Here is a 23,708-nt window from a genome sequence, read left to right as displayed (position 1 = left end):
GGAGGGCCGCCCATCGGTCGAGCCGATGCCCGGCGTCGGATCGCTCAACGCTGCCCGAAGGCCGGCCTCCGCTTCTCCAGGAAGGCACTGACGCCCTCCCGGGCCTCCGCTGTGGCACCGAGGGAACGAATGCCCAGGGCCTCCTGGCGCAGGGCCGCCTCCGGCGCTGCCTCGGCGCGGTCGCGGATCAGGTGCTTGGTCACGGCCTGGGCTCCTGCGGACAGCGCGAGCAGGGTGGCGACGACCTCCTCGGTGGCGCCACGGAGCTGATGGTCGGGAACGACGCGCGCGACGAGTCCGGCCGCGAGCGCCTCCTGTGCGCTCAACGAGTCACCGAGGAGGGCCAGCCGGAGCGTGGTGTGCAACCCGAGCGTGTTGACCAGCAGGCTGGTGCCTCCGTCGACGCTCAGCCCCACCTTGCCGTAGCCCAGGCGGAAGCTCGCCGACTCGGCCGCCACGACGATGTCGGCGGCGGCCGCCAGCGGGAAGCCGGCACCCGCCGCGGGCCCCTGGACCGCACACACGACGACCGCGTCGGCGCGGATGAGCTCCGAGACGACGCGATGCAGGGAGTCGGCGACGTCGTCGAGGTAGAGGGCCATGTCATCGGCACCGGCGAAGGACCCGAGGTCGCCACCGACGGAGAAGAACCTGCCCACCGCCGAGAGCAGGATGACCCTGGCGTGGTCCTGGCGCGCACGCCGGACGGCCCCGAAGAGCTCGTGGACGGACTCCAGGTGGATCGCGTTGCCGTGCTCGGCGTCGGCCAGCGTGATGCGCACGAGGCCGGCCTCGTGCTCGTAGGTCACGTAGCTCATCCCAGCGCCTCCCGGACCAGGGTCAGGCTGTTGCGCGCGTACACCGCACGGCGGCGATCGCTGGTCAGGAACGACGGCGGTGCCAGGTAGGTGAGGTCGCGGGCGAGCGATCCCTCGGTCGCCCGCTTCTCGAACTGGGCCATGGCCTCGGCCGTGGTGCCGCAGACGGCGACCGCCGCCAGCATCTCATCGCTGACGGCGCTGGCCATGCCGTCCATGTCCCGCTTGGCGAAGGCATCCCGCACGCGGGCCACCTCCTCGGTCCAGCCGTGGTGCTCCACGTATCCGTCGTACGTCTTGACCGTGAGATAGAACCCGACCATCCGGCGCGCCTCCAGGACCGCCCGGGCGGGGTCCGCGTCGTCGATCGCCGTGATCAGCCACCCGTGCTCGAGCCACTCCTCGCCGGCTCCCGCCGCCGCGGGCCGGACGACCTCGTCCCACCAGCGGGCGGTGAAGAGGCCGTGCCCGATGACGCCGTCGGCGTGCTTGGCCGCCGCGGCCACCATGCCCTTGTTGAACCCGGCGAAGAGGAGGGGCACGTCGAGGCGCCCGAGCACCGGCGCCTGGACCTTCGCGTCGACGCGATAGTAGGGACCCTCGTAGGTGACGCGATCGCCGTTCTCGGCCCGGAGCCACGCACGCACCGCGCCCGCCAGGTCGCTCATCCGCGCGACGGGCCTGTCCGCTTCGACGCCGAACCAGTCGCGATTGATCGAGTAGGCGCCCGAACCGAGGCCCAGGAACAGGCGGCCCGGCGCCTTCTTGTGCAGCGTGCGCAGCGCGGCCGCGTGCGCGTACGGCGTGCGGGCGAAGGCGTAGGCGATGCTCGTCCCCACCTTGGCCGTCGCCGAATGCTGCGCCATGTCGGCGAGCACCTCGTAGGCGTCGTTGTCGACGAAGTCGCCGGTGCAGAACGCGGCGACGCCGGCATCCTCGGCCTCCTGCGCCACCTCGGCACCCGGCCACGGCAATCCGAACTGCATCTAGCTCTCCTTCGCCTTATCAGTTATCTATTTATACTATATGCTTTCGCTTGAGCAGTCGATGAGAGCACGAACCCGAGGAGTGGACCGTGACCGAGCAGAGCGCACCGACGTTCGGCGTACTGACCGACGAGGCCTTCGAGAAGTCGCGCCAGCGCATCGGGATCCCGGAGCGCCCGCTGACACCGCACAATCTCGAGGTCACGCCGGACGGCACCCGCCACTTCGCCTACGGGTACGGCGACGACAACCCGCTCTGGGCCGACCCGGAGTACGGCAAGAACACGCGCTGGGGCACCCTCATCGCTCCTCCCACCTTCCTGTACACGATGGGCGAGAACGTCGCGGGTCCTCTGACCCCCGAGCAGAAGCAGCTGATGAAGGGCGACCCGTTCGCCGGCCTCGGCTCCTACCAGGCGGTCATGGAGTACGAGTGGTTCCAGCCCCTCCGCCTCGGCGACCGCTGCCAGATCCTCCGCTCGCAGGTCGGCGTGCAGGAGAAGCCGTCCAGCTTCGGCGGGCGCACCGCCCACGTCACCCACGACTTCCTGTTCGCCAACGGCGCCGGTGAGGTCGTCGCCGTGCAGCGGGGCACCTGGATCAACGCCGAGCGCCACGCCACCAAGGAGAAGGCGAAGGACAAGGCCCCGGTGGACGTCACCACGCCGTACACCGACGAGCAGCTGGCCGAGATCGACGCCGCGTACGACGCGGAGGTTCGCCGCGGCGCCGAGCCACGCTACTGGGAGGACGTCCGGATCGGGGACGAGCTGCAGCCGCGGGTGAAGGGGCCGCTCACCGTCACCGACGTCGTCGTCTGGCACGTCGGCTGGGGCATGCAGCTCACGCCGCCGGGCGCCTTCGGGATCTCCCGGCAGATCCGGCGCAAGGTGCCGGGCCTCTACCCGCCGAACAACCGCAACATCCCCGACACCGTTCAGCGGCTGCACTGGGAGCCGGAGCGCGCCCGCGAGCTGGGCCTGCCGATGACCTACGACTACGGCGCCATGCGCGAGACCTGGCTGACCCACGCCATCACCGACTGGATGGGCGACGACGCCTGGCTGTGGAAGCTGTCGTGCCAGCACCGGAAGTTCAACTACATCGGCGACACCTCCTGGGTGCGCGGCAAGGTCGTCGACAAGCAGCAGACCGCCGCCGGCCACGAGGTCCACCTCGACGTCTGGGTGGAGAACCAGCGCGGCGAGACGACCACACCCGGGACCGCCGTCGTGCTCCTGCCCACCCGCGAGGCGGCGGTGGAGCTGCCGCAGTCCCCCGCCGACACGCTCCAGGGGATGCTGGCCTACGACATCGGGCGTCTCGCGGAGTGAGTGTCAGCCTCGCCGCGCCGCGGCCGGGCGTCGCCCTGGTCACGTTGGACCGTCCCGAGGCGCTCAACGCCCTGGATGCCGCCGTCGTCGCGGAGCTTCACGCCGTCCTCGACGAGGTCACGCACGACGAGAGCACCCGAGTGGTCGTGCTGACAGGGGCGGGCCGTGCCTTCTGCGCCGGCCTCGACCTGAACGGGTACGACGACGGCGAGCGCCTCACCCGTCGGGGACGAGCTCTGGGGCAGCTCACCATGCAGCGTGAGATCGCCGGCCTGGCCCAACGCCTGCACGCGCTCCCCCAGCCGGTGATCGCCGCCGTCAACGGTGCCGCCGCCGGCGCTGGGCTCGCGCTGGTGTGCGCCTCCGACGTCCGCATCGCCGCGGAGCCGGCCGTCTTCGCCGTCTCGTTCATCCGCGCCGGCTACTCCGCATGCGACCTCGGGGTCTCGTGGCTGCTCCCGCGGATCGTCGGCGCCGGCCGCGCTCACGAGCTCATGCTGACCGGCCGCCGCTTCGGCTCCGCCCAGGCGCTGGCCTACGGGCTGGTGACCGACGTGACCGGTCCCGCCGACCTGCTGGAGGCCGCCTACCGGACGGCCGAGGAGATCATGCTCAACCCGCCGATCTCGGTCGAGCTGACCAAGCAGGGCATGTGGCTCGCCCTGGAGACGCCCTCGTTCGACGCCGCCGTGGAGTTCGAGAACCGCCAGCAGGTGCTCACGGCGTTCACCGAGGACCAGCCGGAGGCGACCCGCGCGTTCCTCGAGAAGCGGTCGCCGGTCTATCGGCGCCGCTAGGGACTCGTTCCATCCGACGAGCGACGGGCGACGACCTCGTGCCATCGCTCGACCGCCGCCGGGACGGCGCGGGTCACCCGACCAGCTCCGCCATCAGGCGCAGCGTCGGCGCATCGGCGCTGATGACGAGCGTGGTGACCGGGGACTCGACCCAGGCGGCCAGGTCGTCGCGGATCTTCTCCTTCGGGCCGATCAGAGCGATCTTCTCGACCAGCGACGTCGGTACCAGGGCTGCGGCCTCGGCCTTGCGGCCCTCGAGGTAGAGGTCCTGGATCCTGGCGCACTCGGCCTCGTAGCCCATCCTGGCGACGGCCTCGTAGTGGAAGTTCGCGCCGCGGGCTCCCATCCCGCCGACGTAGAGTGCGATGAACGGCCGGACGCGATCGGCGGCGCGCTCCACGTCGTCGTCGAGGTGCACCTCGACCGAGCAGGCGATCTCGAAGTCGTCGGGAGTGCACCGCGCCGCAGGCCGCGCGAATCCCTCCGCCAGCGCCGCGTCGTAGAACCGCGAGCCGTGCGGCGAGTAGAACAGCGGGATCCAGCCGTCCGCGATCTCGGCCGCCATCGCGACGTTCTTCGGGCCCTCGGCCGCGAGCAGGATCGGAATGCTCTCCCGCACGGGGTGCAGCGTCGAGCGCAGCGGCTTGCCCAGGCCCGAGGACGGGAGGCCGAGGCCGGCGTCGTAGGGCAGGCGATAGAACGCGCCGTGGTGGGTGACGACGTCGCGGGCGAACGTCCGCCGCAGGATGTCGACATACTCGCGCGTGCGCGCGAGCGGCTTCGGATACGGCTGCCCGTACCAGCCCTCGACGACCTGGGGACCGCTCGCGCCGATGCCGAGGACCATCCGACCATCGGAGAGATGGTCGATCGTCATGGCCGCCATGGCCGTCGCGGTGGGCGTCCGGGCCGAGAGCTGGACGATGCCGGTACAGAGCTTGAGCCTGGTGGTCGCCGCGCCGAGCCAGGCTAGCGGCGTGAGGGCATCGGAGCCGTAGGCCTCTGCCGTCCACACCGAGTCGTAGCCGAGCTCCTCCGCGAGCGCGACCAGCTGCGGCTGGCCCTCCGGCTGGCGGGCGCCCCAGTACCCGAGCGCCAGACCCAGCTTCATCCCCGCCGTCGCTGTCATCGCGTCGCTGTCATCGCGTCGCTGTCATCGCAGCGTCCACTCCGGCTTCACGAAGCCGTCGCGCGCGACCTGGGCGGTGCCGGACGGGTTGCCGCGCATCGGGTAGTTCCACCCGACCGCCTGCGCGGCCGCACGGTCCATCCCGAGCGTCTCCCAGACGGCCTTCACCGTGCCCTGGACGGCCACGGCGGGCTTCGCCGCGATCCTTCGCGCGATCGCGTCGACGTGCTCCCACAGCCGGGCCTGGGGCACCAGCTCGGAGACGAGGCCGATCTGATGGGCGCGCTGCGCCGACATCCGCTCGTCGAGTCCGACGAGCGCCCAACGCATCACCTCGCCGATCGGGATCCGCCGAGCCAGACCGATCGGCTCCAGCGCCGAGGTCATGCCGTAGGAGACGTGCGGATCGAAGAACGTGGCGTCGTCGGCGGCGACGATGAAGTCGACGTCGTTGAGCCAGTAGAACGCCCCACCCGCGACCATCCCCTGGACGGCCGCGATGACCGGCTTCCAGACCCGGTTCGCCCGCGGGGAGAGGCCCAGGCCGGGGTCCTCCTCGGACCACATGTTCTCCGGCATCACCAGGCCGCTCGCGACGTCGACGCCGGTGCAGAACGCCCGCTCGCCGGCGGCGCGCAGCACGACGACGTGGACGTCGTCGTCCTCGCGCACGCGTGCCCAGAGGTCGGCGAACTCGTCGATCATCTGTTGGTTGAAGCTGTTGAGCGCCTGGGGGCGGTTGAGCGTGACGGTCGCGACGTGGTCCGCGACGTCGTACAGGACTGTCTCGTAGGTCATCGGGGCTCCCTCGGCATCTTCAGCGCGCGCTCGGCGACGACGTTCTTCAGGACCTCGGTGGCACCGCCGGCGATGGTGTAGGCCCGGGCGTAGAGATAGGCGTCCTGCCACCAACCCTCGGCGACAGCGTCCTCGTCCCCTTCGGTGACGATGCCGCCGACGCCCTGCAGGTCCATGCCGAGCTCGGCGAGCGCGAGGTTCGTCTCGCTGAAGTAGATCTTGACCAGCGCCGCGTCGGCCGCGTCGTCGGTGGCGGCGAGCATGTGCGACTGCACCGCCTTGCTCATCGCGTCGCTGACGAGCACCCGGGTGGCGATCGCGCCCACGCGCTGCCGCGTCGCGGCGTCGTCGGAGGCGAGGCCGCGCAGGTCGTCGAGGTGGCGGATCAGCTCGGCGGAGCTCGCGGCCACGCCGCTGCGCTCGTGGGCGAGGCTGGAGTTGGCGACCCGCCAGCCGTCGTTCACCCGACCGATCACCCGGTCGGCCGGGATCCGGACGCCGTCGAGGAAGACCTCGTTGAAGTCGCTCGTTCCGGTGATCTCCCGCAGCGGGCGCACCTCGATACCCGGACTGGTCATGTCGAGGATGAAGGCGGTGATGCCGGCATGCTTGGCCGCCGAGGGATCGGTGCGCGCCAGCAGGTAGCCGATGTCGGCGTGGTGACCGTTGGTCGTCCAGACCTTCTGACCGTCGACCACCCAGTGGTCGCCGTCGAGACGCGCCTTGGTCTGCAGGCCCGCGAGGTCGCTGCCGGCGCCGGGCTCGCTGAAGAGCTGGCACCACAGGTGCTCGGCGCTCCGGATCCTCGGCAGGTACTCGGCCTGCTGCTCCGGGGTGCCGAACTCGATGAGGGCAGCCGCCCCGAGATTGGTGGCAGCACCGATCGGCGCCCAGGTACCGGCTCGCGCGATCTCCTCGGCCACGATGAAGGCCTCGGCCGGGTCGTAGTCCGCCCGGCCGCCGTACGCGAGCGGCCAGTCGGCCCCGAAATAGCCGGCGTCGAAGAGCTTCGCCGTGAACGCACGGATCGCCGGCACGAGCTCCCTGTCGGGGGCGCGTACGCCGGTGTGATGCTTGGCGCCGGGCTGGTGCTCGGCGAGGAATGCCTGGACACCGGCACGGAACCGCTCGAGCTGGACGTCCGCGTCTATGCGCATCCTGGCCTCCAGAAGTAGTTAACTGATTTGCCTGTTCAATTGATACCATAGCCGGTGACGGGCATCACTGTGTCACGAGAGGGAAGGTCGGCGCCGTGGACTTCGAGCTCAGCGAGGAGCAGCAGATGCTCCGGGAGGTGTCGCGCAGCATGCTCGCCTCCACGTGTCCCCCCGCACTGGTGCGGACGACGTCCGAGGCCGGTGCCGACCTCGACGAGAAGCTGTGGCAGAAGGGGGCCGAGCTGGGCTGGGCCTCGCTCGCGGTGCCGGAGGAGGAGGGCGGCGCGGGCCAGGGGCTGGTCGAGCTGTGTCTCGTCGCCGAGGAGCTCGGCCGCGCGGCCGCCCCCGGCCCCTTCATCGAGACCGCGCTGGTCGCCGCCGTGGCCGCCCGGGGCGGCGCGCCCGGCGAGATCGTCGCGGCCCTCGCCGAGGGCACGGCGGTCGCCTCCGTGGTCGACGACCCGTCGATCGTGCACGCCGGCGGGACCGCCGCCCATCTGCTCGTCCTCACTGCGGGCGACGCCCCGGCGGCACGCCTCGCCGGCGTGAACGGCGGGCGACGGCGCACCACGCTGGACCTCTCGCGCGGGTGGTGGGCGGTCGAGCCGGTCGACGGCATCGACCTCGACGTCGACCCCGCCTGGTGCCGAGCGGCGATGACGGTCCTGACCGCGGCCGATGCGCTCGGCGTCGGGGAGCGCCTGCTGGCGATGACCGTCGCCTACACCTCCGTGCGCGAGCAGTTCGGCCGCCCGATCGGCTCCTTCCAGGCGGTCAAGCACAAGGCCGCCGAGATGCTGATGACCCTCAAGGGGGTGCGCGCGGCGACCTACCGTGCCGCTATGTCACTCGACGCCCACACCGCCGATGCGGAGCTCTGGGCGAGCGTGGCGAAGGCCCATGCCTCGGCCGGCATCGCCGAGCTCGCCGGCACCGCTCTGCAGCTCCACGGCGGCATCGGCTTCACCTGGGAGCACGACCTCCATCTGTTCCTGCGGCGCGCCAAGGTCGACGAGGCGATCTGGGGCGGCGCCAGCCATCACCACGCGCGCGTGGCAGACCTCCTGCCGGCGACGTGAGCCCGCTCCCCCGGCTCGCGAACCTCCGGGATGTGGCGAGCGCGAGCCCGCTGTTGGCGCCCGGCGTGCTGCTGCGCAGCGACGCACCGCTCTCCGGGGACGACCACACGGCGTACGACGTGGCCTGGCCTCCCCGCACGGTCGTCGACCTGCGCCGGCCCAAGGAGCTCACCGAGGAGCACCCGCTCGCCGGGGCCGCGACACTGGTGAGCCGCCCGATCGGCGGCCGCACGGCGTACGAGGCGGTCGGTCCGGTCACCAGTCTCGCCGACCTCTACCTCGCGATGCTGCAACCTCCCCTGGCCGCGGTGCTGGCATCGGCGGTCAGCGCCGTCGCCGCCGGCGAGGCACCCGTCCTGGTGCACTGCACGGCCGGCAAGGACCGTACCGGCGCCACCATCGCGCTGGTGCTGCGGCTGATCGGCATCGGCCACGACGCAGTGATCGCCGACTACGCCCGCACCGCCGAGGCGATGGCCGAGGTGCGCCGCAGGATGTCCGCCACGCTCAGCGTGCCGGCCCAAGCCGTGGTCAGCAGCCCTCTCGATGACCTGTTCGAGGCGCCCGCCGCCGCGATGGCGACCTTCCTGGGCGCCCTCGACTCCCACGACGGTGGAGTGCTGGGCTGGTTCCTCGCCCACGGCGGCCAGGAGTCGGACGTCGCGAGACTGCGCGAGCGCCTGCTCGCCTGAGGCTGTCAGCGCGGCGGCATCGCCGGGTCGAAGGGCAGCCGCAGGACCTGCTCGGCGATGGTGTTGCGCTGGATCTCGGCGGTGCCGGCTCCGATCGTCGAGGCCCGCGTCATCAGGAACCCCTGCAGCCATCGCCCGCGCTGGACCGCCTGGTCGGAGCCCTTGGTCACGATGCCGTCCGGACCGAGCATGTCGACGGCGAACTCGTGGAGGTCCTGCTCGAACGCGGTGATCATCAGCCGCGAGACCGAGGAGGTCGGCCCGGGCTCGCCCTTGGTGAGGATCCCGGAGATGATCCGTTCGGCGTTGTAGCGGATCAGCCGCACCCGGATCTCGAAGTCGGTCAGCCGCTCGCGCACGAGCGGATCCGTGGCGATGCCTCGCTCCCGCGCGAGGTCGACCAGCTCGGTGAGGATGCGCCGGTAGGACGCCGCCTGGTTCATCGCCCCGGCGGCACGCTCGTGCCCGAGCGAGGTGCGCACGAGGGGCCAGCCGCCGTCCTCCTCCCCGATCCGGTCGCGCACGGGGACCCGCACGTCGTCGAAGAAGACCTCCGCGAAGACCGAGCCGCCGGCCAGGTCCTTCAGCGGCCGGACGGTCACGCCCGGGGCGTGGCGATCGATGATCAGGTAGGTGATGCCCTTCTGCCGCGCCTCCTGCGTGCCGGTGCGGACGAGGGTGAAGAACACGTCGGCGATGGCACCCGAGGAGCACCAGACCTTCTGACCGTTGACGACATACTCCTCACCCTCGCGACGGGCTGTCGTCCGCAGCGCCGGGAGGTCGGAGCCCGCCTCGGGCTCGGAGTAGCCCTGGCACCACACGAGATCCCCGCGCAGCATCGGCCGCAGCCAGCGCTCCTTCTGCTCGGGCGTGCCGTAGCGGATGATCGTCGGTGCGACGATGCCCAGGCCGGTGCCGAGCGGACCCGGCACCTTCGCCCGCGCGATCTCCTCCTGGTAGATCACCTGCCGACTGAAGGGCAGGTCCATGCCGCCGTACTCCCGCGGCCAGGACGGACCGGCGTAGCCGTTGTCCACCAGGGTGGCGTGCCAGGCCTTGGTCCAGGCGATCTTCTCCCGGGGATCCTTGGGACGCGGTCCGGGCGCGTTGCCTGCGAGGAACGCCCGCAGCCGAGCCCGGAACTCCTCGTCGGTCTCGGCGTCGAGCGCATGCTGGGTCTGGGTCGCGGCAGTCATCACAGGGCCTCTCTCGTCTCAGATCCCGACCAGGTCCGCGACGCGGGCACGGTGGCGGGCGGGGGTGCCGAGCAGCAGCTCGGAGGTCTTGGCGCGCTTGAGGAAGAAGTGCGCATCGTGCTCCCAGGTGAAGCCGATGCCGCCGTGGAACTGGATGTTCTCCTTCGCCGCATGGGTGTACGCCGTCGCGCACCACGCAGCCGCCAGCGCGGCCGCGACGGGGCCTTCGGCATCGTCCTGCGCGAGCAGCGAGGCGGCGGCGAAGGCGGCGTTGCGCGCCGACTCCACCTCCAGGAGCAGATCGGCGCAGCGGTGCTTGATGGCCTGGAAGGATCCGATCGGGCGACCGAACTGCACCCGGATCCGCGCGTACTCGACCGCCATCTCCAGCGCCGCCGCCGCGCCCCCGGCCTGCTCGGCGGCCAGGGCTGCGGCCGAGAGGTCGGCGACGCGCGCGAGGACCGCCTCGGCGTCGTCCTCGATGCGCACGGCCGGGGCATCCTCGAACGTCACGGTGGCGAGTTGCCGGGTCGCGTCGACCGTCGCCAGCAGCTCCCGGCGCAGGCCCGCAGCATCGCCCTCGACGGTGAAGAGTGCGAGGTCGTCGTCCACCGTGGCCGCGACGATGATCAGATCGGCGGTGGCACCGTCGATGACGAACCTCTTGGTGCCGGCGAGCCGCCAGCCGTCCTCCGCCCGCGTCGCGGTCGTCTCCACGCCTGCGGGATCGATCTCGCCCGTCCGGTCGGCCACGGCCAGCGTGGCCGTGAGGGCGCCCGCGGCGATACCGGGCAGCCACGCGGAGCGCGCCTGCTCGTCGCGGCAGGCGGTGAGGGTCTGGCCGGCGAGCGCTACCGTCGAGAAGTACGGCGCGACCACGAGCGCGCGACCCATCTCCTCCAGCACGACACCGAGCTCGACCGGGCCGAAGCCGGCGCCGCCGTACTCCTCGGGGATCGCGATGCCCTGCAGCATCAGCTGCTCGGCCATCTGCGCCCAGACGGCGTCGTCGCGGGTGGCACCCGCCTCGGCGAGCTGTCGCACCTGGGCGAGTGAGGACTTGTCGGCGAGGAACCGGCGGGTGAGCTCCCGCAGTTCCTCGTGCTCCTGGGTCGGCCCGGAGATCATCGGGGCTCCTATCCTGCTGGTTGCAGCGCACGTACGTGCGCTCATCATATAACTGATTTGCCTATTAAGGGAGAGCCGTGGACGTTCTCAGCGTGGAGGATCTCGCCGACGGGGCCGGCCGCCTCACCGGCGCGCCCGAGCAGGCAGCGCTGGTGATCGTCGATCTCGCCACGGCGACGCCGCGCTCGGCGGCACGAGCGGCGGCGACGCTGACGGATCGCTGCGTCGCGATCGTGGGGATCGCCGACAGGCCGCTGCCCGCTTCGCTGACTCCCCTGCTCGACAAGCTCACCTGCACCCTGGCGCCCGGAGGGCCGGGGCGGTCGTGGGTCGCCGCCGACGACGCTGCGATCGACCGGATCGCGGCCACCGCCTCCCAGGCGCCGGGCGCCACGCTGGTCCTCACCCAGCTGCTTCCCCTGGCCGCACGCGCGACGGTGTACGACGGCCTGCAGGCCGAGTCGCTCGCGTACTCGATGCTGCTGGCCGGCCCGGAGTTCGCCGCGTGGCGGGCGGGCACGCCGGCCGGCCCTCCCCCCGAGGACGACGACCCTGTCCTGATCGACCGCACTGGCGACGTCCTGACCCTCACGCTGAACCGCCCGGAGCGTCACAACGCGTTCGGGCGCGGCGTGCGCGACGCCCTCATCGACGCCCTCGAGATCGCCCGCCTGGACGATTCGGTCCACGAGGTGGTGCTTCGCGGTGCGGGGCGCTCGTTCTGCTCCGGCGGCGACCTCGACGAGTTCGGGACCGCCGCGGACCCGGTCGCCGCGCATGCGGTCCGACTGGGCCGGAGCGCCGGCTGGGCGGTCCATCGGATCCGCGAGCGGGTACGGGCCCGACTCCACGGCGCCTGCATCGGGGCCGGCATCGAGGTCCCCGCCTTCGCCGCCCGCGTGGACGCCGCGGACGGGACGTGGTTCCGGCTGCCCGAGCTGTCGATGGGCCTGGTGCCGGGAGCGGGTGGCACGGTGTCGATGACCCACCGGATCGGGCCTCACCGGACCGCGTTCATGGCCCTGACCGGGGATCGGATCGACCTCGAGACGGCCCTGGAGTGGGGGCTGGTCGATGGCCGTGCCTGAGGCACACGATCCGGTCGACGACTGGGCCCGGTCGGGCGCGATGGCGCTGACCGGACGGCCGGACGGGCCTCCGCTGCTGCCGCCGGGCCGAGCCGCGTCGTTCCTCCGCGAGCAACTCGCCGCCCTCGGGCTCGCGCTCCCGGGCCTGCTCGGCGAGCGCGCCGCCTACGCCGGATTCACCCGCAACGCCCCGTGGTCGTGTGGCGGTGCCTTCCGGATCCTGACCACGTGCGACGGTCATGTGGGCCTCTCGCTGGCCCGCCCCTCCGATGTCGAGCTGGTGCCCGCCCTGGTCGAGGCCGACGCTGCCGAGCCGTGGGCGGCGGTCGCGGCCTGGGCCGAGACGGTCCCCACCGCCGTCGCCGCGGAGCGCATCCGCTTGCTCGGGCTTCCCGGCGGCGCGGTGCCGGCCGAGCCCACCGGGCCCGACGAGCCCGACGCGAGGTCAGGCGTCGTGGCGACGACCCTCGGGCGGCGTACGCCGAGCGGGCCACCTCTCGTCGTCGACCTCACCAGCCTGTGGGCCGGCCCGCTGTGCGCGCACCTGCTCGGCCTGCGCGGCGCCCGCGTGGTGAAGGTGGAGACGCCGACACGTCCCGACGGCGCCCGCCGGGGGCCGGCGGCGTTCTTCGAGCTTCTCCACGCCGGGCACGACCAGATCTCGCTCGAGCTGGGGTCGGGCGAGTTGCGGCGCCTGCTGGAGCGGGCCGACCTGGTCCTCGAGGCGAGCAGGCCTCGGGCACTGCGCCAGGCAGGCATCGTGGCGGAGGAGTACGTCGCCCGCGGAACCTCCTGGCTCTCGATCACCGCGCGGGGCAGGGCCAGCGATGCGGTCGGGTTCGGCGACGACGTGGCTGCGTCGGCCGGGCTGGTGGTCGCGTCGGAGGGCGAGCTGCTCCCGGCGGGGGACGCGATGGCGGATCCACTGGCCGGGGTGGCCGCAGCCGTCGCCGCCACGGAGGCACTGGGCTCCGAGGAGGCGCGACTCATCGACGTCTCGATGCTGCATGTCGCCGCCTCCACCGCGGGCCGAACGCCCGACCACCAGGTGGTGCGCCGGGGCGCGCAGTGGTGGGTGGAGTACGACGGCGGGGCGTCGCGCGTGCTGCCGGCGAGGACGCGATGAGCCTGCTGATCCGCCGTGCCGAGATCCGGGGCGCGATCCGCGACGTGCACGTGGCGCGTGGCCGGGTCACGGCGATCGGGGACGGCCTCCCACCCGCGGAGCAGGTCATCGACGCGGCGGGGGGCGCCCTGCTTCCCGGACTGCACGACCACCATCTCCACGTCCTCGCCCTCACCGCCGCATGGGAGTCGGTCGACTGCTCCGCCGGCCTGAGCGGGCTGACCCGGGTGCCGGGCGAGGGCTGGATCCGCGGGGTGAACTGCGCCGAGAGCCTCGATCGGCATGCGCTCGACCGGCTCGTGCCGACCCGGCCTGTCCGGGTGCAGCACCGGAGCGGCGCCCTGTGGATGCTGAACTCCGCGGCGCTCGAGCAGGTCTCCTCGGCCCTCGACGACTCGGCCGACGTGGAGCGCGACGAGCACGGCGAGCCGACCGGACGCCTGTGGCGCTACGACGCGCGGCTACGCGGCGCCCTCCCGTCGAGCGATCCCGACGTCGCCGAGACCGGCCGACGGTTGGCCGGCCTGGGCATCACCGGCCTTACCGATGCCACCCCCGACCTGGACCCCCGGGGCGTGGAGCTGCTGCGCCGGGTGCCGCAGCGGCTGACGCTGCTGGGCGACCCGGCAGGGACAGCGCCGCGCAAGCTCCACCTGCGCGACCACGACCTTCCCTCCTACGACCAGCTGGTGGACATGATCGCCCGCACGCACGCCGCCGGACGCGCGGTGGCGGTCCACTGCGTCACGCGCGCGTCCCTGGTGCTGACCCTCGCCGTCCTGGAGGACGTGGGCACGCTCCGGGGCGACCGGATCGAGCACGCGGCGGTGGTGCCGGAATCCACCGCTGCATGGATGGCCCGTCTCGGCCTCGTCGTGGTGACCCAGCCGGACTTCCTCCGCACGCGGGGGGACAGCTATCGACGCGAGGTGGCACCCGACGACCTGCCCTGCCTGTACCCGTACGCCAGCCTGATCGCCGCCGGTGTGCCCACCTGCGCGTCCAGCGATGCTCCCTACGGGGAGGTCGACCCCTGGAGGGTGATGGCGAGCGCGGCGGACCGGGCGATCAATCCGGCGGAGGCGGTCCCGGTCGAGACGGCCCTGGCCGGCTACCTCTCGCCGCCGCAGGACCCCGGCGGCCCCCCACGCCGCGTCGCCGTGGGCGAGCCGGCCGATCTCGTCCTCCTCGACGTCCCTGTGGACGTGGCCCTCCGCGATCCGGACGCCCGGCATGTGCGCCTCACCCTCATTGCGGGTAGTATCATCTAACTGATTTTACCCTTTCAGGAGGTCTCGTGTCCGATCCGTTCTCCGTCCGCGACCGCGTCGTCATCGTGACGGGAGCCTCGAGCGGCCTCGGCGCCCAGTTCGCGCGCGCCCTGCACCGCTCCGGCGCGCAGGTGGTGGCCATCGCCCGCCGCAAGGACCGTCTCGACGAGCTCGCCGCCGAATGCCCGGGCCTGGAGGGCCGCGCGCTCGACGTCACCGACGACGAGGGGTGCGCCGCCCTGGTGGCAGACGTCCTCGCGGCGCACGGACGCGTCGACGGCCTGGTCAACAACGCCGGGATGGGTCATCCGACGCCGGCGATCAGCGAGTCGCTGGAGGAGTTCCGCCGGGTGCTGGACGTGAACCTCACCTCGGTCTTCCACCTCGCTCGTCTCGTCGCTCCGAGCATGATCGAGAGGCGGCACGGATCGATCGTGAACATCGCCTCGATCTACGGCTTGGGCTCGACCTACCCGATCGGGGACGCGAGCTACACCTCCTCCAAGGCGGCAGTGGTCAACCTCACCCGGGACCTCGCGGGGCAGTGGGGCAAGCACGGCGTGCGCGTCAATGCCATCGCGCCCGGGTTCTTCCGATCGGAGATGGCCGAGGAGCTGTTCACCAACGACAAGGTGCACCAGCGGATCACCCTGGCGACGCCGATGCGGCGCACCGGAGAGCCCGGTGAGCTCGACGGCGCGCTGCTGTTCCTGCTCAGCGACGCCTCCTCCTTCGTGACCGGACAGACGATCGCGGTCGACGGCGGCTGGACCACTCACTGACGCGGCACCGGGCCGCGGCCGGCCGGCGCGGTGGTTCAGCGCCGGCGCTGGACGAGGTGACGCAGGGCCTGCGGCTCGAAGGCGAGGTCGCCCCGGTCGATCGTCGTACCCGGGGCGACGACCGCGTCGATGGCGTCGAGCACCTCGGATGACAGCGTGACCTCGGCGGCACTGAGCTGCGACTCGAGCTGGGCGAGCGTCCTCGGGCCGATGATCGTCGAGGTCACCGCGGGATGGGCCTGGGTGAAGGCGAGGGCCAGCTCGATCAGCGTCACCCCGGCGTCGGCGGCGATCTTCTCCAGCGCGGGCAGAAGGTCGAACTTGGTCGACGCGCCCGGCGTCGAGGTGCTCCAGGCACCGCTGCGCAGACGCTGGAAGCGCGAATCGGCGGGGACGTGCTCGCCGGTGCGGTACTTGCCGGTGAGCCAGCCACCGTTGAGGGGGCTCCAGACGATGACGCCCATGCCGTGCCGGACGGCGGTCGGGAACACGTCGCGCTCCGCACCGCGCACGAACAGCGAGTACGGCGGTTGCTCGCAGCGCGGCCGCACATGCCCGCCGCTGACGGCCGCCCACTGGGACTCCACCATCCATTCGGCGGGCCAGGTGGAGGTGCCGATCATGCGCACCTTGCCGGCACGAACCAGGTCCGAGAGTGCCGACAGCGTCTCGTCGAGGTCGGTGTTCTCGTCGAGTCGGTGAACCTGGTAGAGGTCGATGTAGTCGGTGCCGAGCCTGCGCAGCGAGTCCTCGCACGCCCGGAGGATCCAGCGACGGGAGGCGCCGCGGTGGTTGGGTTCGCGCGACATGGGGTTGTAGAGCTTCGTGGCCAGCACGACGTCGTCGCGCCGTCTCCCCAGGGCCTGGCCGACGATCTCCTCCGACTCGCCGCGTGAGTACACGTCGGCGGTGTCGATGAACGTGATGCCGGCCTCCAGCGACCGGTCGATGATCTGCCGGCATTCGGCTCGGTCGGCGTTGCCGACCGAGCCGAACATCATCGCCCCCAGGCAGTACGACGAGACGCGAACGCCGGTCCTGCCCAGCAGGCGCTGCTCCATCAGCCGACGACCTTGGCCTCGCGCAACGCGGCGATCCGGTCGCCGAAGCCGAACTCGGTGAGGATCGTGTCGGTGTGCTGTCCGATCGTGCAGCCGGCCGGCGCCTGGGTCAGCGATCGCGAGAAGCGCACCATGGGCGCGAGCCGGCGGTGCTCGTCGAAGATCGGGCTGACCGCGTCGACCGCGAAGCCGGCCTCGTAGAAGTCGTCGCCCTGCAGGACCTTCTCGGAGTTCGCCTCCACGACCGCGACGAGACCGACGTCCTGCTTGGTCAGCTCGGCCTCCCAATCGGCCTTGGCGCGGCTCGCGAAGACGCCGCCCAGCACCTCGGCGAGCTCGGCGTCGTGCTGCTGACGCGAGGCGGCCGTCGCGAACCGGGAGTCGGCGGTGAGGTCGACGTACGGCTTCAGCGCGGTCACCAGGTCATCCCATTCGGGCTCGCGCGGCGCCGCCAGGAAGACGAAGCCGTCCTGCGCCGGGTAGAGCCGGTAGAGCGCGCTGAGTCCGAAGAACTCGGCGTCCACCTGGGGCATCTCCACACGGTCGTCGTAGACGTTGTTGATGTAGTTGAGACAGTTGAGCGCCGAGCCCATCATCGTCGTCGTCATGGCGTCCATCCGGACCCCGCGATCGCGGGCGTAGAGCCCCAGCATGATGGTCGAGGCGACGCCGACAGCGCTGATGCCGTCGGCCTGGGCGGCCGGGACGGCGTGAGCCGAGTGCAGGGTCACCGAGCCCTCGCGGAGCTCCTGCTCGCTCTGCGGAGGCATCGTCTTGCCGCGGCTGTCGATGTCGGCGATGCCGCTCGAGGAGCCGATCGAGGGCGCGTACGCCGGGCGCTTGGCGAACGGGCCGTCGTGGCCGTAGCCGAAGGAGTTGACGTAGACGATGTCCGGGTTGAGCGCACGCGCCGACTCCTCGTCGACCCCGAGCCGCTCGGCGGCACCCGAGCGCATGCACTGCAGGACCACGTCGGCCTTCGCCACGATCGCGGAGATGATCTCGCGACCCTCCGGCGATCCGGCATCGATGGCGAGGCTCTCCTTGCCCTGCAGCACCTTCGCGCCGCCCGCCTCCGGGAACGGGACGAGCATCCGGATGTTGTCGCCGCCCAGCTCCTCGACCTTGATCACGCGCGCGCCGTGGTCGGTCAGCAGGGTAGCGCCGTACGGACCCGCGAACATGGTGCCGAACTCCACGATCGTCACGTCCTGGAGCGGCAGCCGCACCGGCGCCTCGTCCGGTACCTCGGCGGCCGGGGCGGCCTGCGCCGCCAGCGCTCGCAGCTCGGCGTCGTGCTCGCCCACCGCCGGGGCAGGGCGCACGTCGGTGACCGGGTGCCCGGCGACGTAGACCTGCGGCGCGGGCATGACGACCTTGCCCACACCGGGCTGGTCCACCTCGATCGCACGACCCTCGAAGACGACCTGCGGGTGCTGGAAGGCGCCCTCGGGCGTCCGGAAGATCTCGGCGCTGACGTCCGGGTTGCGCTCGAAGGTCTCCTGCCACTCGGCCAGCGTGCGCTGACCCACGCGCTTGATCATCTCCATCCACAGCTCCTCGCGGGCCTCGACGGTCTCGATGACCGGGAAGCCCTTGAAGCGCTCCTCCTGCAGGAGGGGTCCGATGCCGAGCTCGGCGATCCAGGCCATCATCAGCCGCGGCGCCGTCTGGGCGAACTGCAACCAGACACCGTCCTTGGTCGGCGCGATCAGGAGCGCGTACAGCAGGGGCGCCGAGGGACGCAGGTCCTCGTCGTAGGCCAGGTCGGCCGGCTCGTAGGCGCCGGGGTAGCGATCGATGATCATCTCGTAGAACCAGTTGTAGGTGTCCATCGACCCGATGCCCTGGACGAGGTTCGTCTCGATGACCTGGCCGCGTCCGGACTGCTCGCGCTCGTGCAACGCGGCCAGGGTGCCGTGCAGGGCGTTGTGGGCAGCGGCCCAGGAGGCGTAAGGGACGGAGACGTAGGCGGGACCCTTGCGCCGGGTGAGCTGGCGCTTGTTGTGCATGACGCCGGTCTTGGCCAGGACCAGGGCCTCGTAGCCCTTGTACTCACTCCAGGGGCCGTCGCTGCCGAAGCCGGTGATGTGCGCGGCGACGAGCCGCGGGTAGGACGCCGTGAGGGTGTCGCGGTCGAGGCCGAACTCTCGGGCGGCGTGCGGCCGCAGTCCGTGCACGAGGACGTCGGACTGGGCCAGCAGCCCCCGCAAGACGTCCAGGTCCGCGGCCTCGCGCAGGTCGAGCACGATCGAACGGCGACCGCGGAGCAGTCCGGGCCAGCCCGGCAGCTCGCGGACCGGGCTGCCGCCGGGAGGCTCGACGGTGATCACGTCGGCACCGGCGTCGGCCAAGAACTGTGCGTACATCGCCCCCGGGAGAGTGGTCGTGATGTCGACGATGCGAAGCCCGTGGAGGGGTCCCTGATCGGTCATGATGGCCTCGTTTCTCGGCAGGTGTGACGTGCAGCACAAGCGTCGCAGGGGCGACCCGGCGCGTCAATCATTTCGTGTAATTAGTTATCTGATTCAGTCGATCAGGTGGCGCCGGAGGATCTTGCCGCTCGGCAGCCTCGGGATCGGACCGAAGGCGATCGTGCGCGGCACCTTGAAGCCCGCGATCCGCTCCCGGAGGTAGCCGGTCAGACGCTCGGCCAGGTCGGCGCCCGCCGCCACGCCCACGGCGGGCGTCACCACGGCGTGCACGCGCTGACCGAAGTCCTCGTCGGGAAGGCCGACGACGGCGACGTCGGCCACCTCCGGATGCATGATGAGGGCGTCCTCGACCTCGCGCGGGTAGATGTTCACCCCGCCCGACACGATCAGGTCGGTACGCCGATCGGAGAGGTAGAGGAAGCCGTCCTGGTCGACATGGCCCAGGTCGCCCAGCGTCGTCCACCCGCGATGGTCGTACGCCGTCGCGGTCTTCTCGGCGTCGTGGTGGTAGGCGAAGGGTGGGACGTCACCGAACCACACCTGGCCGACCTCCCCCGCCGGCAGCTCGTGCCCCTCGTCGTCGGTGATGTGGACGGTGCCGAGCACGGAGCGCCCCACCGAGCCCGGGCGTTCCAGCCAGGTCGCGGTGTCGATCATGAAGAAGCACACGCCTTCGCTGCCCGAGTAGAACTCCACCAGGATGGGGCCGAGCCAGTCGATCATCCGGCGCTTGACGTCGACCGGGCACGGAGCCGCCGCATGGATGACCAGGCGCAGGCTCCCCAGGTCGTACGTCGACCGCACCTCGGGCTCCAGCTTGAGCATCCGGACGAACATCGTCGGGACGAACTGAGCATGGGTCACCCGGTGCGCCTCGATCAGACGCAGGGCGGACTCGGCGTCGAAGCGGTCCATCAGCACGACGGTGCCGCCGCTGCGCATCGTCCCGAGGCTCCAGCCCAGCGGAGCCGCGTGATAGAGCGGCCCCGGACTGAGGTAGACGCTCTCGGCGTCGAAGCCGAAGTGATCGGCCATCAGGTGGTCGACCGAGAGGCCGGTCCCGAACGGCGCCGCGGACAACGACGGCAGGATGCCCTTGGGTCGACCGGTGGTGCCGGAGCTGTAGAGCATGTAGTAGCCCTCGACCTGGTCCTCGACCGGCGTCTCCGGCTGATCGGCCAACAGCGGCTCGAGGGCGTCGTAGCCGGGGACCGGCGCGCCGAAGGAGAGCCGACGCTCGACCGCCGGGAGGCGGGCGGCCAGCTCCGCCAGCCGGCCGCTCGCGATCAGCACCCGAGCGTCGCAGTTCTCGACGATGTACGCCGCCTCGTCGGCGGTCAGGTGCCAGTTGACCAGGGTGTACAGCAGCCCCGTCCGCTGTGCCGCCCACACGATCGGGAAGAGGTCGACCGTGTTCTCGCTGAGAACGGCGAGGTGGTCCCCCGCCGACAACCCGAGGCGTCGCAGCAGGTGGGCGATCCGGTTGGACCGAGCCTCGAGCTGCCCGTAGGTGAGCGCCGTCCCGGAAGCGTCGACGACGGCCACCTTCTCCGGCTGCCGTGCGGCCCATGCGGTGAGATCCACGCTCAGCCCACGTGCTGCTGCTCGAACCGGGCGACGACCTGCCGACGTACCAGCTTGCCGGTCTCCGTGCGCGGCATCTCGGTCCAGAACACGATCTCGTCCGGCGTCTTGCTGCTGCGCAAGGTGCCGCGGACGAACTCGCGCAGCTCCTCGGAGTCGACCTGCTGGCCGTCGCGCTGGACGGCCACGGCGACGATGCGCTGACCCCACTCCTCGTCGGGGACACCGATCACGGCGACGTCCGCGATCGCGGGGTGCCGGAACAGCACCTCCTCGATCTCGGCCGGTGCGATGTTCTCCGCCCCGCGGATGATGGTGTCGTCGCGGCGGCCCCCGACGAAGACATAGCCCTCCTCGTCGACGAAGCCCTCATCGCGGGTGTCGAACCACCCGTCGGCGTCCACGAGCCGCCCGATCCCGGCGTACTCCGCGGAGACCTGGGCGCCGCGGACGCAGATCCGACCCTTCTCCCCCGGCGCCAGGACGCGATCCTCGGCGTCGCGGATCTGGATCTCGACACCGGGCACGGGGCGCCCGACCGAGGAGAGCCGCTCCCGGACCGAGGGGTGGGAGGAGGCCATCGCCTCTCGGTGGTCCTCGGGAGTGAGCACCGCGACGGTGGAACTGGTCTCGGTCAGTCCGTAGGCGTTGACGAAGTCGACCTCGGGCCACGACTCGAGCGCACGGTGGATGACGTTCGCAGGCATCGGCGCGCCGCCGTAGGCCAGGCTGCGCAGCGACGGCACGCTCTTGTCGGCCTCACAGTCGACGATGCGGGCGAGCATCGTGGGCACGACCAGGGCGTTGGTGACCTTCTCGCGACGCACGATCTCCAGCCACTCGGCCGGCTCGAAGCGCTCGAGCACGATGGAGCGGCGCCCGGCGTACAGGTTCGTGATGACGTTGGCGACGGCCGCGATGTGGTAGGGCGGCACGCTGACGAGCGCGGCCTGACCGGCGTCGGCGGACATGAAGTCGACCGATCCGACCACGTAGCTGGTCAGGTTGTCGTGGCGCAGCAGCACGCCCTTGGGAGCCGACGTCGTCCCGGAGGTGTAGATGATCACGGCCGGCGCCTCGGACTCGACGAACCTGTCCGCGGGCGCCGGGCCCTCGGTGGTCAGCTCGAGCCATCTCTCGGTGGTGAAGGCGCGCATCCGGTGCTTGCCCAGGATCGAGTGGGCGGCGGCGTCGCCGATCGCCAGCGCACCCGGGTGCTGGGCCAGCAGGCTGTCGAGCTGCTCGGCGCCGAGTCGGAAGTTGAGCGGCACGAGCGGCACCCCGGCGTACGCGGCCGCGAACATGGCGACCGGGAACGCCGGTCCGTTGATCGCGAGGTAGACGACCGCGTCGGCCCCCGTGGCCTCGATCTGCTCCGCGCCCCGCAGGGCTGCGCTCTTCAGCTCAGCCGCTGTCAGCCCGCTTCCGCTCCGGCCGACGACCACCCGGTCGCCGAAGCCGTCTGCGGCCATCTCGAGCAGCATCGTCAGGTTCATGCACGAACTCCCTCGGTACGTCGACGACGACGGGTCGTGGCCCGCGTCACAGAAACCATAGACCAATGCGGCATGATTGGGTATATCAGTTACATGATTCATCTCAAACCGAGGAGACCACGTGAGCGACGTCCGGCTTGACCGTCCCGCACCAGGCGTCGCCGTGCTGACGCTGGACCGACCGGCGAAGTACAACGCCCTGACTCCTGGCCTCCTGGCGGCGCTGGGTGGCCAGCTGCGCGACCTCGCCGAGGACCCCGAGGTGCGGGCGATCGTGCTCACCGGTGCGGGCGCGGCGTTCTGCGCCGGCCTGGATCTGGACGCGCTCGGGGGCGGGGCCGACTTCGGGCCCGACGACATCGCTCCGCTCATCGGTTCGCCGCATCCGATCATCGCGGCGATCAACGGGGTCGCCGTGACGGGCGGTCTCGAGCTCGCCCTCGCGTGCGACTTCCGGATCGCCTCGACGAACGCCCGCTTCGCCGACACGCACGCGCGCGTCGGCGTCATCCCCGGCTGGGGGCTGACGGCCCGGCTCCCCCAGGCGGTCGGCCAGGCCTGGGCGCGGCGGATGTCCTTCACCGGCGACTACGTCGACGCGACGACCGCTCACCGGATCGGCCTGGTGAGCGAGGTGACCGATCCCGACGACCTGCTTCCGCGCGCGATCTCCCTGGCATCGTCCATCGCCACGACCGAGCCCACCACGCTGCGCACCATCCGCTCGGTCTACGACGAGGTCCGCGACGGCACCGGGGCCGATGGGCTGAACCGCGAGGCCGCCTATGCCAGCGGCGGCTTCACCATGGCGGACGCCGACTCCTTCGCGGCCCGCCGCGAGGCCCTGCTCGCCCGTGCCCGAGGAGGCCGGGCCCAGTGATCGATCTGGCCGAGCTGCTGACCCTCGAGACCATCGACGCGGACATCTACCGCGCCAACGCGGTCTTCGACGAGCGCTACGACCTCTACGGTGGGCAGGTGGCGGCCCAGGCCCTGCTCGCGGCCGGCATGACGGCTCCGGACGGACGGCTGCCGCACTCGCTGCACGGCTACTTCCTCCGGGCCGGCAGCGCCGGAAGGCCCACGGTGTTCAAGGTCGTCAACGATCGCGACGGCCGCTCGTTCTCCGCCCGGCGCGTCGTAGCGCTTCAACGCGGCGAGGTGATCTTCAACGCCGCCGTCTCGTTCCAGGCGCCGCCGACGTCGGCGATGGAGGAGCAGCTCGACCCCGCGCCCGCCGTCCCGAGCGCCGAGGACTGCGGCCCGCTGGAGCTGCATCGGCTCCTGAGCTTCGAGGGCCGGCGGGTGCCGCAGCCTGAATACCACGCGCGCAGCGACGGCAGCTTCTGGCCGACCCGGTTCTGGGCGCGCTGCACCGATCCCGGGCTGTCGAACGATCCGCTCGTGGACGCAGCCGTGCTGACGTACCTGTCCGACATCTACTCGGGCCTGAGCCCCTTCGCCAAGAACGGCTGGATCCCGGGGTCGAGCCTGGACCACGCGATCTGGTTCCACCGTCCGCAGGTCACCGGCGACTGGCTGCTCTCGGAATACCGGCCGATCGGTGTCGCCGGCGGCAGAGGCCTCTACACCGGGTGCCTCTACGACACGTCGGGCCGCGTCGTGGCCTCGATCGCCCAGGAGACGCTGTTCCGGCGCAAGCGTGAGGCATGAACAGGCCGTCCGGCACCGGCTCCTCGCGGGGGCCGGTGCCGGACGGACGGTCATCGTCGGAGTGGCAGTGCTCC

The 23,708-nt window shown here is 71.6% G+C and carries 21 protein-coding genes; 10 read left to right on the top strand and 11 right to left on the bottom strand.

Features of this window, described 5'->3' with window-relative positions:
• Window positions 1-44: 44 nt before the first annotated feature.
• Window positions 45-818: an enoyl-CoA hydratase/isomerase family protein gene (locus P5P86_RS09475; RefSeq protein ID WP_280611078.1), complete on the bottom strand. Its 774-nt coding sequence runs from the start codon at window positions 816-818 to the stop codon at window positions 45-47.
• Window positions 815-1,804 (bottom strand): LLM class flavin-dependent oxidoreductase, encoded by a 990-nt coding sequence (locus P5P86_RS09470; RefSeq protein ID WP_280611077.1) that lies wholly within the window; start codon window positions 1,802-1,804, stop codon window positions 815-817. The genes P5P86_RS09475 and P5P86_RS09470 overlap by 4 nt, the downstream gene beginning before the upstream one ends.
• An 89-nt stretch (window positions 1,805-1,893) precedes the next feature.
• Between P5P86_RS09470 and P5P86_RS09465 the strand changes: the two genes are divergently transcribed.
• Together P5P86_RS09465 and P5P86_RS09460 are read left to right on the top strand one after the other, a co-directional pair.
• The gene (locus P5P86_RS09465) at window positions 1,894-3,138 is read left to right on the top strand and encodes an FAS1-like dehydratase domain-containing protein (RefSeq protein WP_280611076.1); all 1,245 of its coding nucleotides are present in this window, start codon (window positions 1,894-1,896) and stop codon (window positions 3,136-3,138) included.
• Entirely contained in the window at window positions 3,135-3,935 is an 801-nt protein-coding gene (locus P5P86_RS09460; protein WP_280611075.1) for an enoyl-CoA hydratase/isomerase family protein, read from the top strand. Before P5P86_RS09465 ends, P5P86_RS09460 begins: the two co-directional genes overlap by 4 nt.
• Window positions 3,936-4,008: 73 nt before the next feature.
• Here the strand turns inward: P5P86_RS09460 and P5P86_RS09455 are convergent, their stop codons facing one another.
• From P5P86_RS09455 to P5P86_RS09445, 3 genes are read right to left on the bottom strand one after another with little or no spacing between them, the layout of a single operon-like run.
• A complete protein-coding gene (locus tag P5P86_RS09455) occupies window positions 4,009-5,064 on the bottom strand; it encodes an LLM class F420-dependent oxidoreductase (RefSeq protein ID WP_280611074.1) in 1,056 nt (351 codons plus the stop codon).
• A 24-nt stretch (window positions 5,065-5,088) separates the two neighbouring features.
• On the bottom strand, window positions 5,089-5,862 hold the full coding sequence (locus P5P86_RS09450) for an enoyl-CoA hydratase/isomerase family protein (protein WP_280611073.1): 774 nt from the start codon (window positions 5,860-5,862) through the stop codon (window positions 5,089-5,091).
• Window positions 5,859-7,019, bottom strand: a complete 1,161-nt coding sequence (locus P5P86_RS09445) for an acyl-CoA dehydrogenase family protein (RefSeq protein ID WP_280611072.1) — start codon at window positions 7,017-7,019, stop codon at window positions 5,859-5,861. Before P5P86_RS09445 ends, P5P86_RS09450 begins: the two co-directional genes overlap by 4 nt.
• A gap of 95 nt (window positions 7,020-7,114) precedes the next feature.
• Between P5P86_RS09445 and P5P86_RS09440 the strand changes: the two genes are divergently transcribed.
• The gene (locus tag P5P86_RS09440; protein WP_280611071.1) at window positions 7,115-8,098 is read left to right on the top strand and encodes an acyl-CoA dehydrogenase family protein; all 984 of its coding nucleotides are present in this window, start codon (window positions 7,115-7,117) and stop codon (window positions 8,096-8,098) included.
• A gap of 32 nt (window positions 8,099-8,130) precedes the next feature.
• Window positions 8,131-8,790, top strand: a complete 660-nt coding sequence (locus P5P86_RS09435) for a tyrosine-protein phosphatase (RefSeq protein WP_280611070.1) — start codon at window positions 8,131-8,133, stop codon at window positions 8,788-8,790.
• A 5-nt stretch (window positions 8,791-8,795) separates the two neighbouring features.
• Here P5P86_RS09435 and P5P86_RS09430 read toward each other — a convergent pair whose 3' ends face one another.
• Complete coding sequence (locus P5P86_RS09430) at window positions 8,796-9,989, bottom strand: acyl-CoA dehydrogenase family protein (protein WP_280611069.1); 1,194 nt, start codon at window positions 9,987-9,989, stop codon at window positions 8,796-8,798.
• Window positions 9,990-10,007: 18 nt separating this feature from the next.
• Window positions 10,008-11,117: an acyl-CoA dehydrogenase family protein gene (locus P5P86_RS09425; protein ID WP_280611068.1), complete on the bottom strand. Its 1,110-nt coding sequence runs from the start codon at window positions 11,115-11,117 to the stop codon at window positions 10,008-10,010.
• 77 nt (window positions 11,118-11,194) lie between these two features.
• On the opposite strand from P5P86_RS09425, the gene P5P86_RS09420 reads away from it, so the two are divergent.
• The 4 genes from P5P86_RS09420 to P5P86_RS09405 are packed head-to-tail and all read left to right on the top strand — an operon-like array spanning window position 11,195 to window position 15,384.
• Window positions 11,195-12,205 (top strand): enoyl-CoA hydratase/isomerase family protein, encoded by a 1,011-nt coding sequence (locus P5P86_RS09420; protein WP_280611067.1) that lies wholly within the window; start codon window positions 11,195-11,197, stop codon window positions 12,203-12,205.
• Window positions 12,192-13,331 carry a CoA transferase gene (locus tag P5P86_RS09415; RefSeq protein ID WP_280611066.1) on the top strand — a complete coding sequence of 380 codons (1,140 nt, stop codon included), beginning with the start codon at window positions 12,192-12,194 and terminating at the stop codon, window positions 13,329-13,331. The genes P5P86_RS09420 and P5P86_RS09415 overlap by 14 nt, the downstream gene beginning before the upstream one ends.
• Window positions 13,328-14,602, top strand: coding sequence for an amidohydrolase family protein (locus P5P86_RS09410; RefSeq protein WP_280611065.1), 1,275 nt, complete (start codon window positions 13,328-13,330; stop codon window positions 14,600-14,602). Before P5P86_RS09415 ends, P5P86_RS09410 begins: the two co-directional genes overlap by 4 nt.
• 26 nt (window positions 14,603-14,628) lie before the next feature.
• Window positions 14,629-15,384: an SDR family NAD(P)-dependent oxidoreductase gene (locus P5P86_RS09405; RefSeq protein ID WP_280611064.1), complete on the top strand. Its 756-nt coding sequence runs from the start codon at window positions 14,629-14,631 to the stop codon at window positions 15,382-15,384.
• Window positions 15,385-15,419: 35 nt separating this feature from the next.
• Here P5P86_RS09405 and P5P86_RS09400 read toward each other — a convergent pair whose 3' ends face one another.
• The 4 genes from P5P86_RS09400 to P5P86_RS09385 form a co-directional block, all read right to left on the bottom strand.
• Window positions 15,420-16,445 carry an aldo/keto reductase gene (locus P5P86_RS09400; protein WP_280611063.1) on the bottom strand — a complete coding sequence of 342 codons (1,026 nt, stop codon included), beginning with the start codon at window positions 16,443-16,445 and terminating at the stop codon, window positions 15,420-15,422.
• A complete protein-coding gene (locus P5P86_RS09395; protein ID WP_280611062.1) occupies window positions 16,445-18,880 on the bottom strand; it encodes a CaiB/BaiF CoA transferase family protein in 2,436 nt (811 codons plus the stop codon). Before P5P86_RS09395 ends, P5P86_RS09400 begins: the two co-directional genes overlap by 1 nt.
• A gap of 93 nt (window positions 18,881-18,973) precedes the next feature.
• Window positions 18,974-20,464: an acyl-CoA synthetase gene (locus P5P86_RS09390; RefSeq protein ID WP_280611061.1), complete on the bottom strand. Its 1,491-nt coding sequence runs from the start codon at window positions 20,462-20,464 to the stop codon at window positions 18,974-18,976.
• Between the two features lie 2 nt (window positions 20,465-20,466).
• On the bottom strand, window positions 20,467-21,960 hold the full coding sequence (locus tag P5P86_RS09385) for a class I adenylate-forming enzyme family protein (protein WP_280611060.1): 1,494 nt from the start codon (window positions 21,958-21,960) through the stop codon (window positions 20,467-20,469).
• A 121-nt stretch (window positions 21,961-22,081) separates the two neighbouring features.
• On the opposite strand from P5P86_RS09385, the gene P5P86_RS09380 reads away from it, so the two are divergent.
• Together P5P86_RS09380 and P5P86_RS09375 are read left to right on the top strand one after the other, a co-directional pair.
• On the top strand, window positions 22,082-22,840 hold the full coding sequence (locus P5P86_RS09380; protein ID WP_280611059.1) for an enoyl-CoA hydratase: 759 nt from the start codon (window positions 22,082-22,084) through the stop codon (window positions 22,838-22,840).
• Window positions 22,837-23,634, top strand: a complete 798-nt coding sequence (locus P5P86_RS09375) for an acyl-CoA thioesterase (RefSeq protein ID WP_280611058.1) — start codon at window positions 22,837-22,839, stop codon at window positions 23,632-23,634. Before P5P86_RS09380 ends, P5P86_RS09375 begins: the two co-directional genes overlap by 4 nt.
• Window positions 23,635-23,708: the final 74 nt, after the last annotated feature.

The sequence above is a fragment of the Nocardioides sp. BP30 genome, from assembly GCF_029873215.1.
In the GTDB taxonomy this organism is placed as follows: domain Bacteria; phylum Actinomycetota; class Actinomycetes; order Propionibacteriales; family Nocardioidaceae; genus Nocardioides.
Note: the sequence above shows the minus strand (reverse complement) of the source record. Positions and strands in the feature narration are given on the sequence as shown.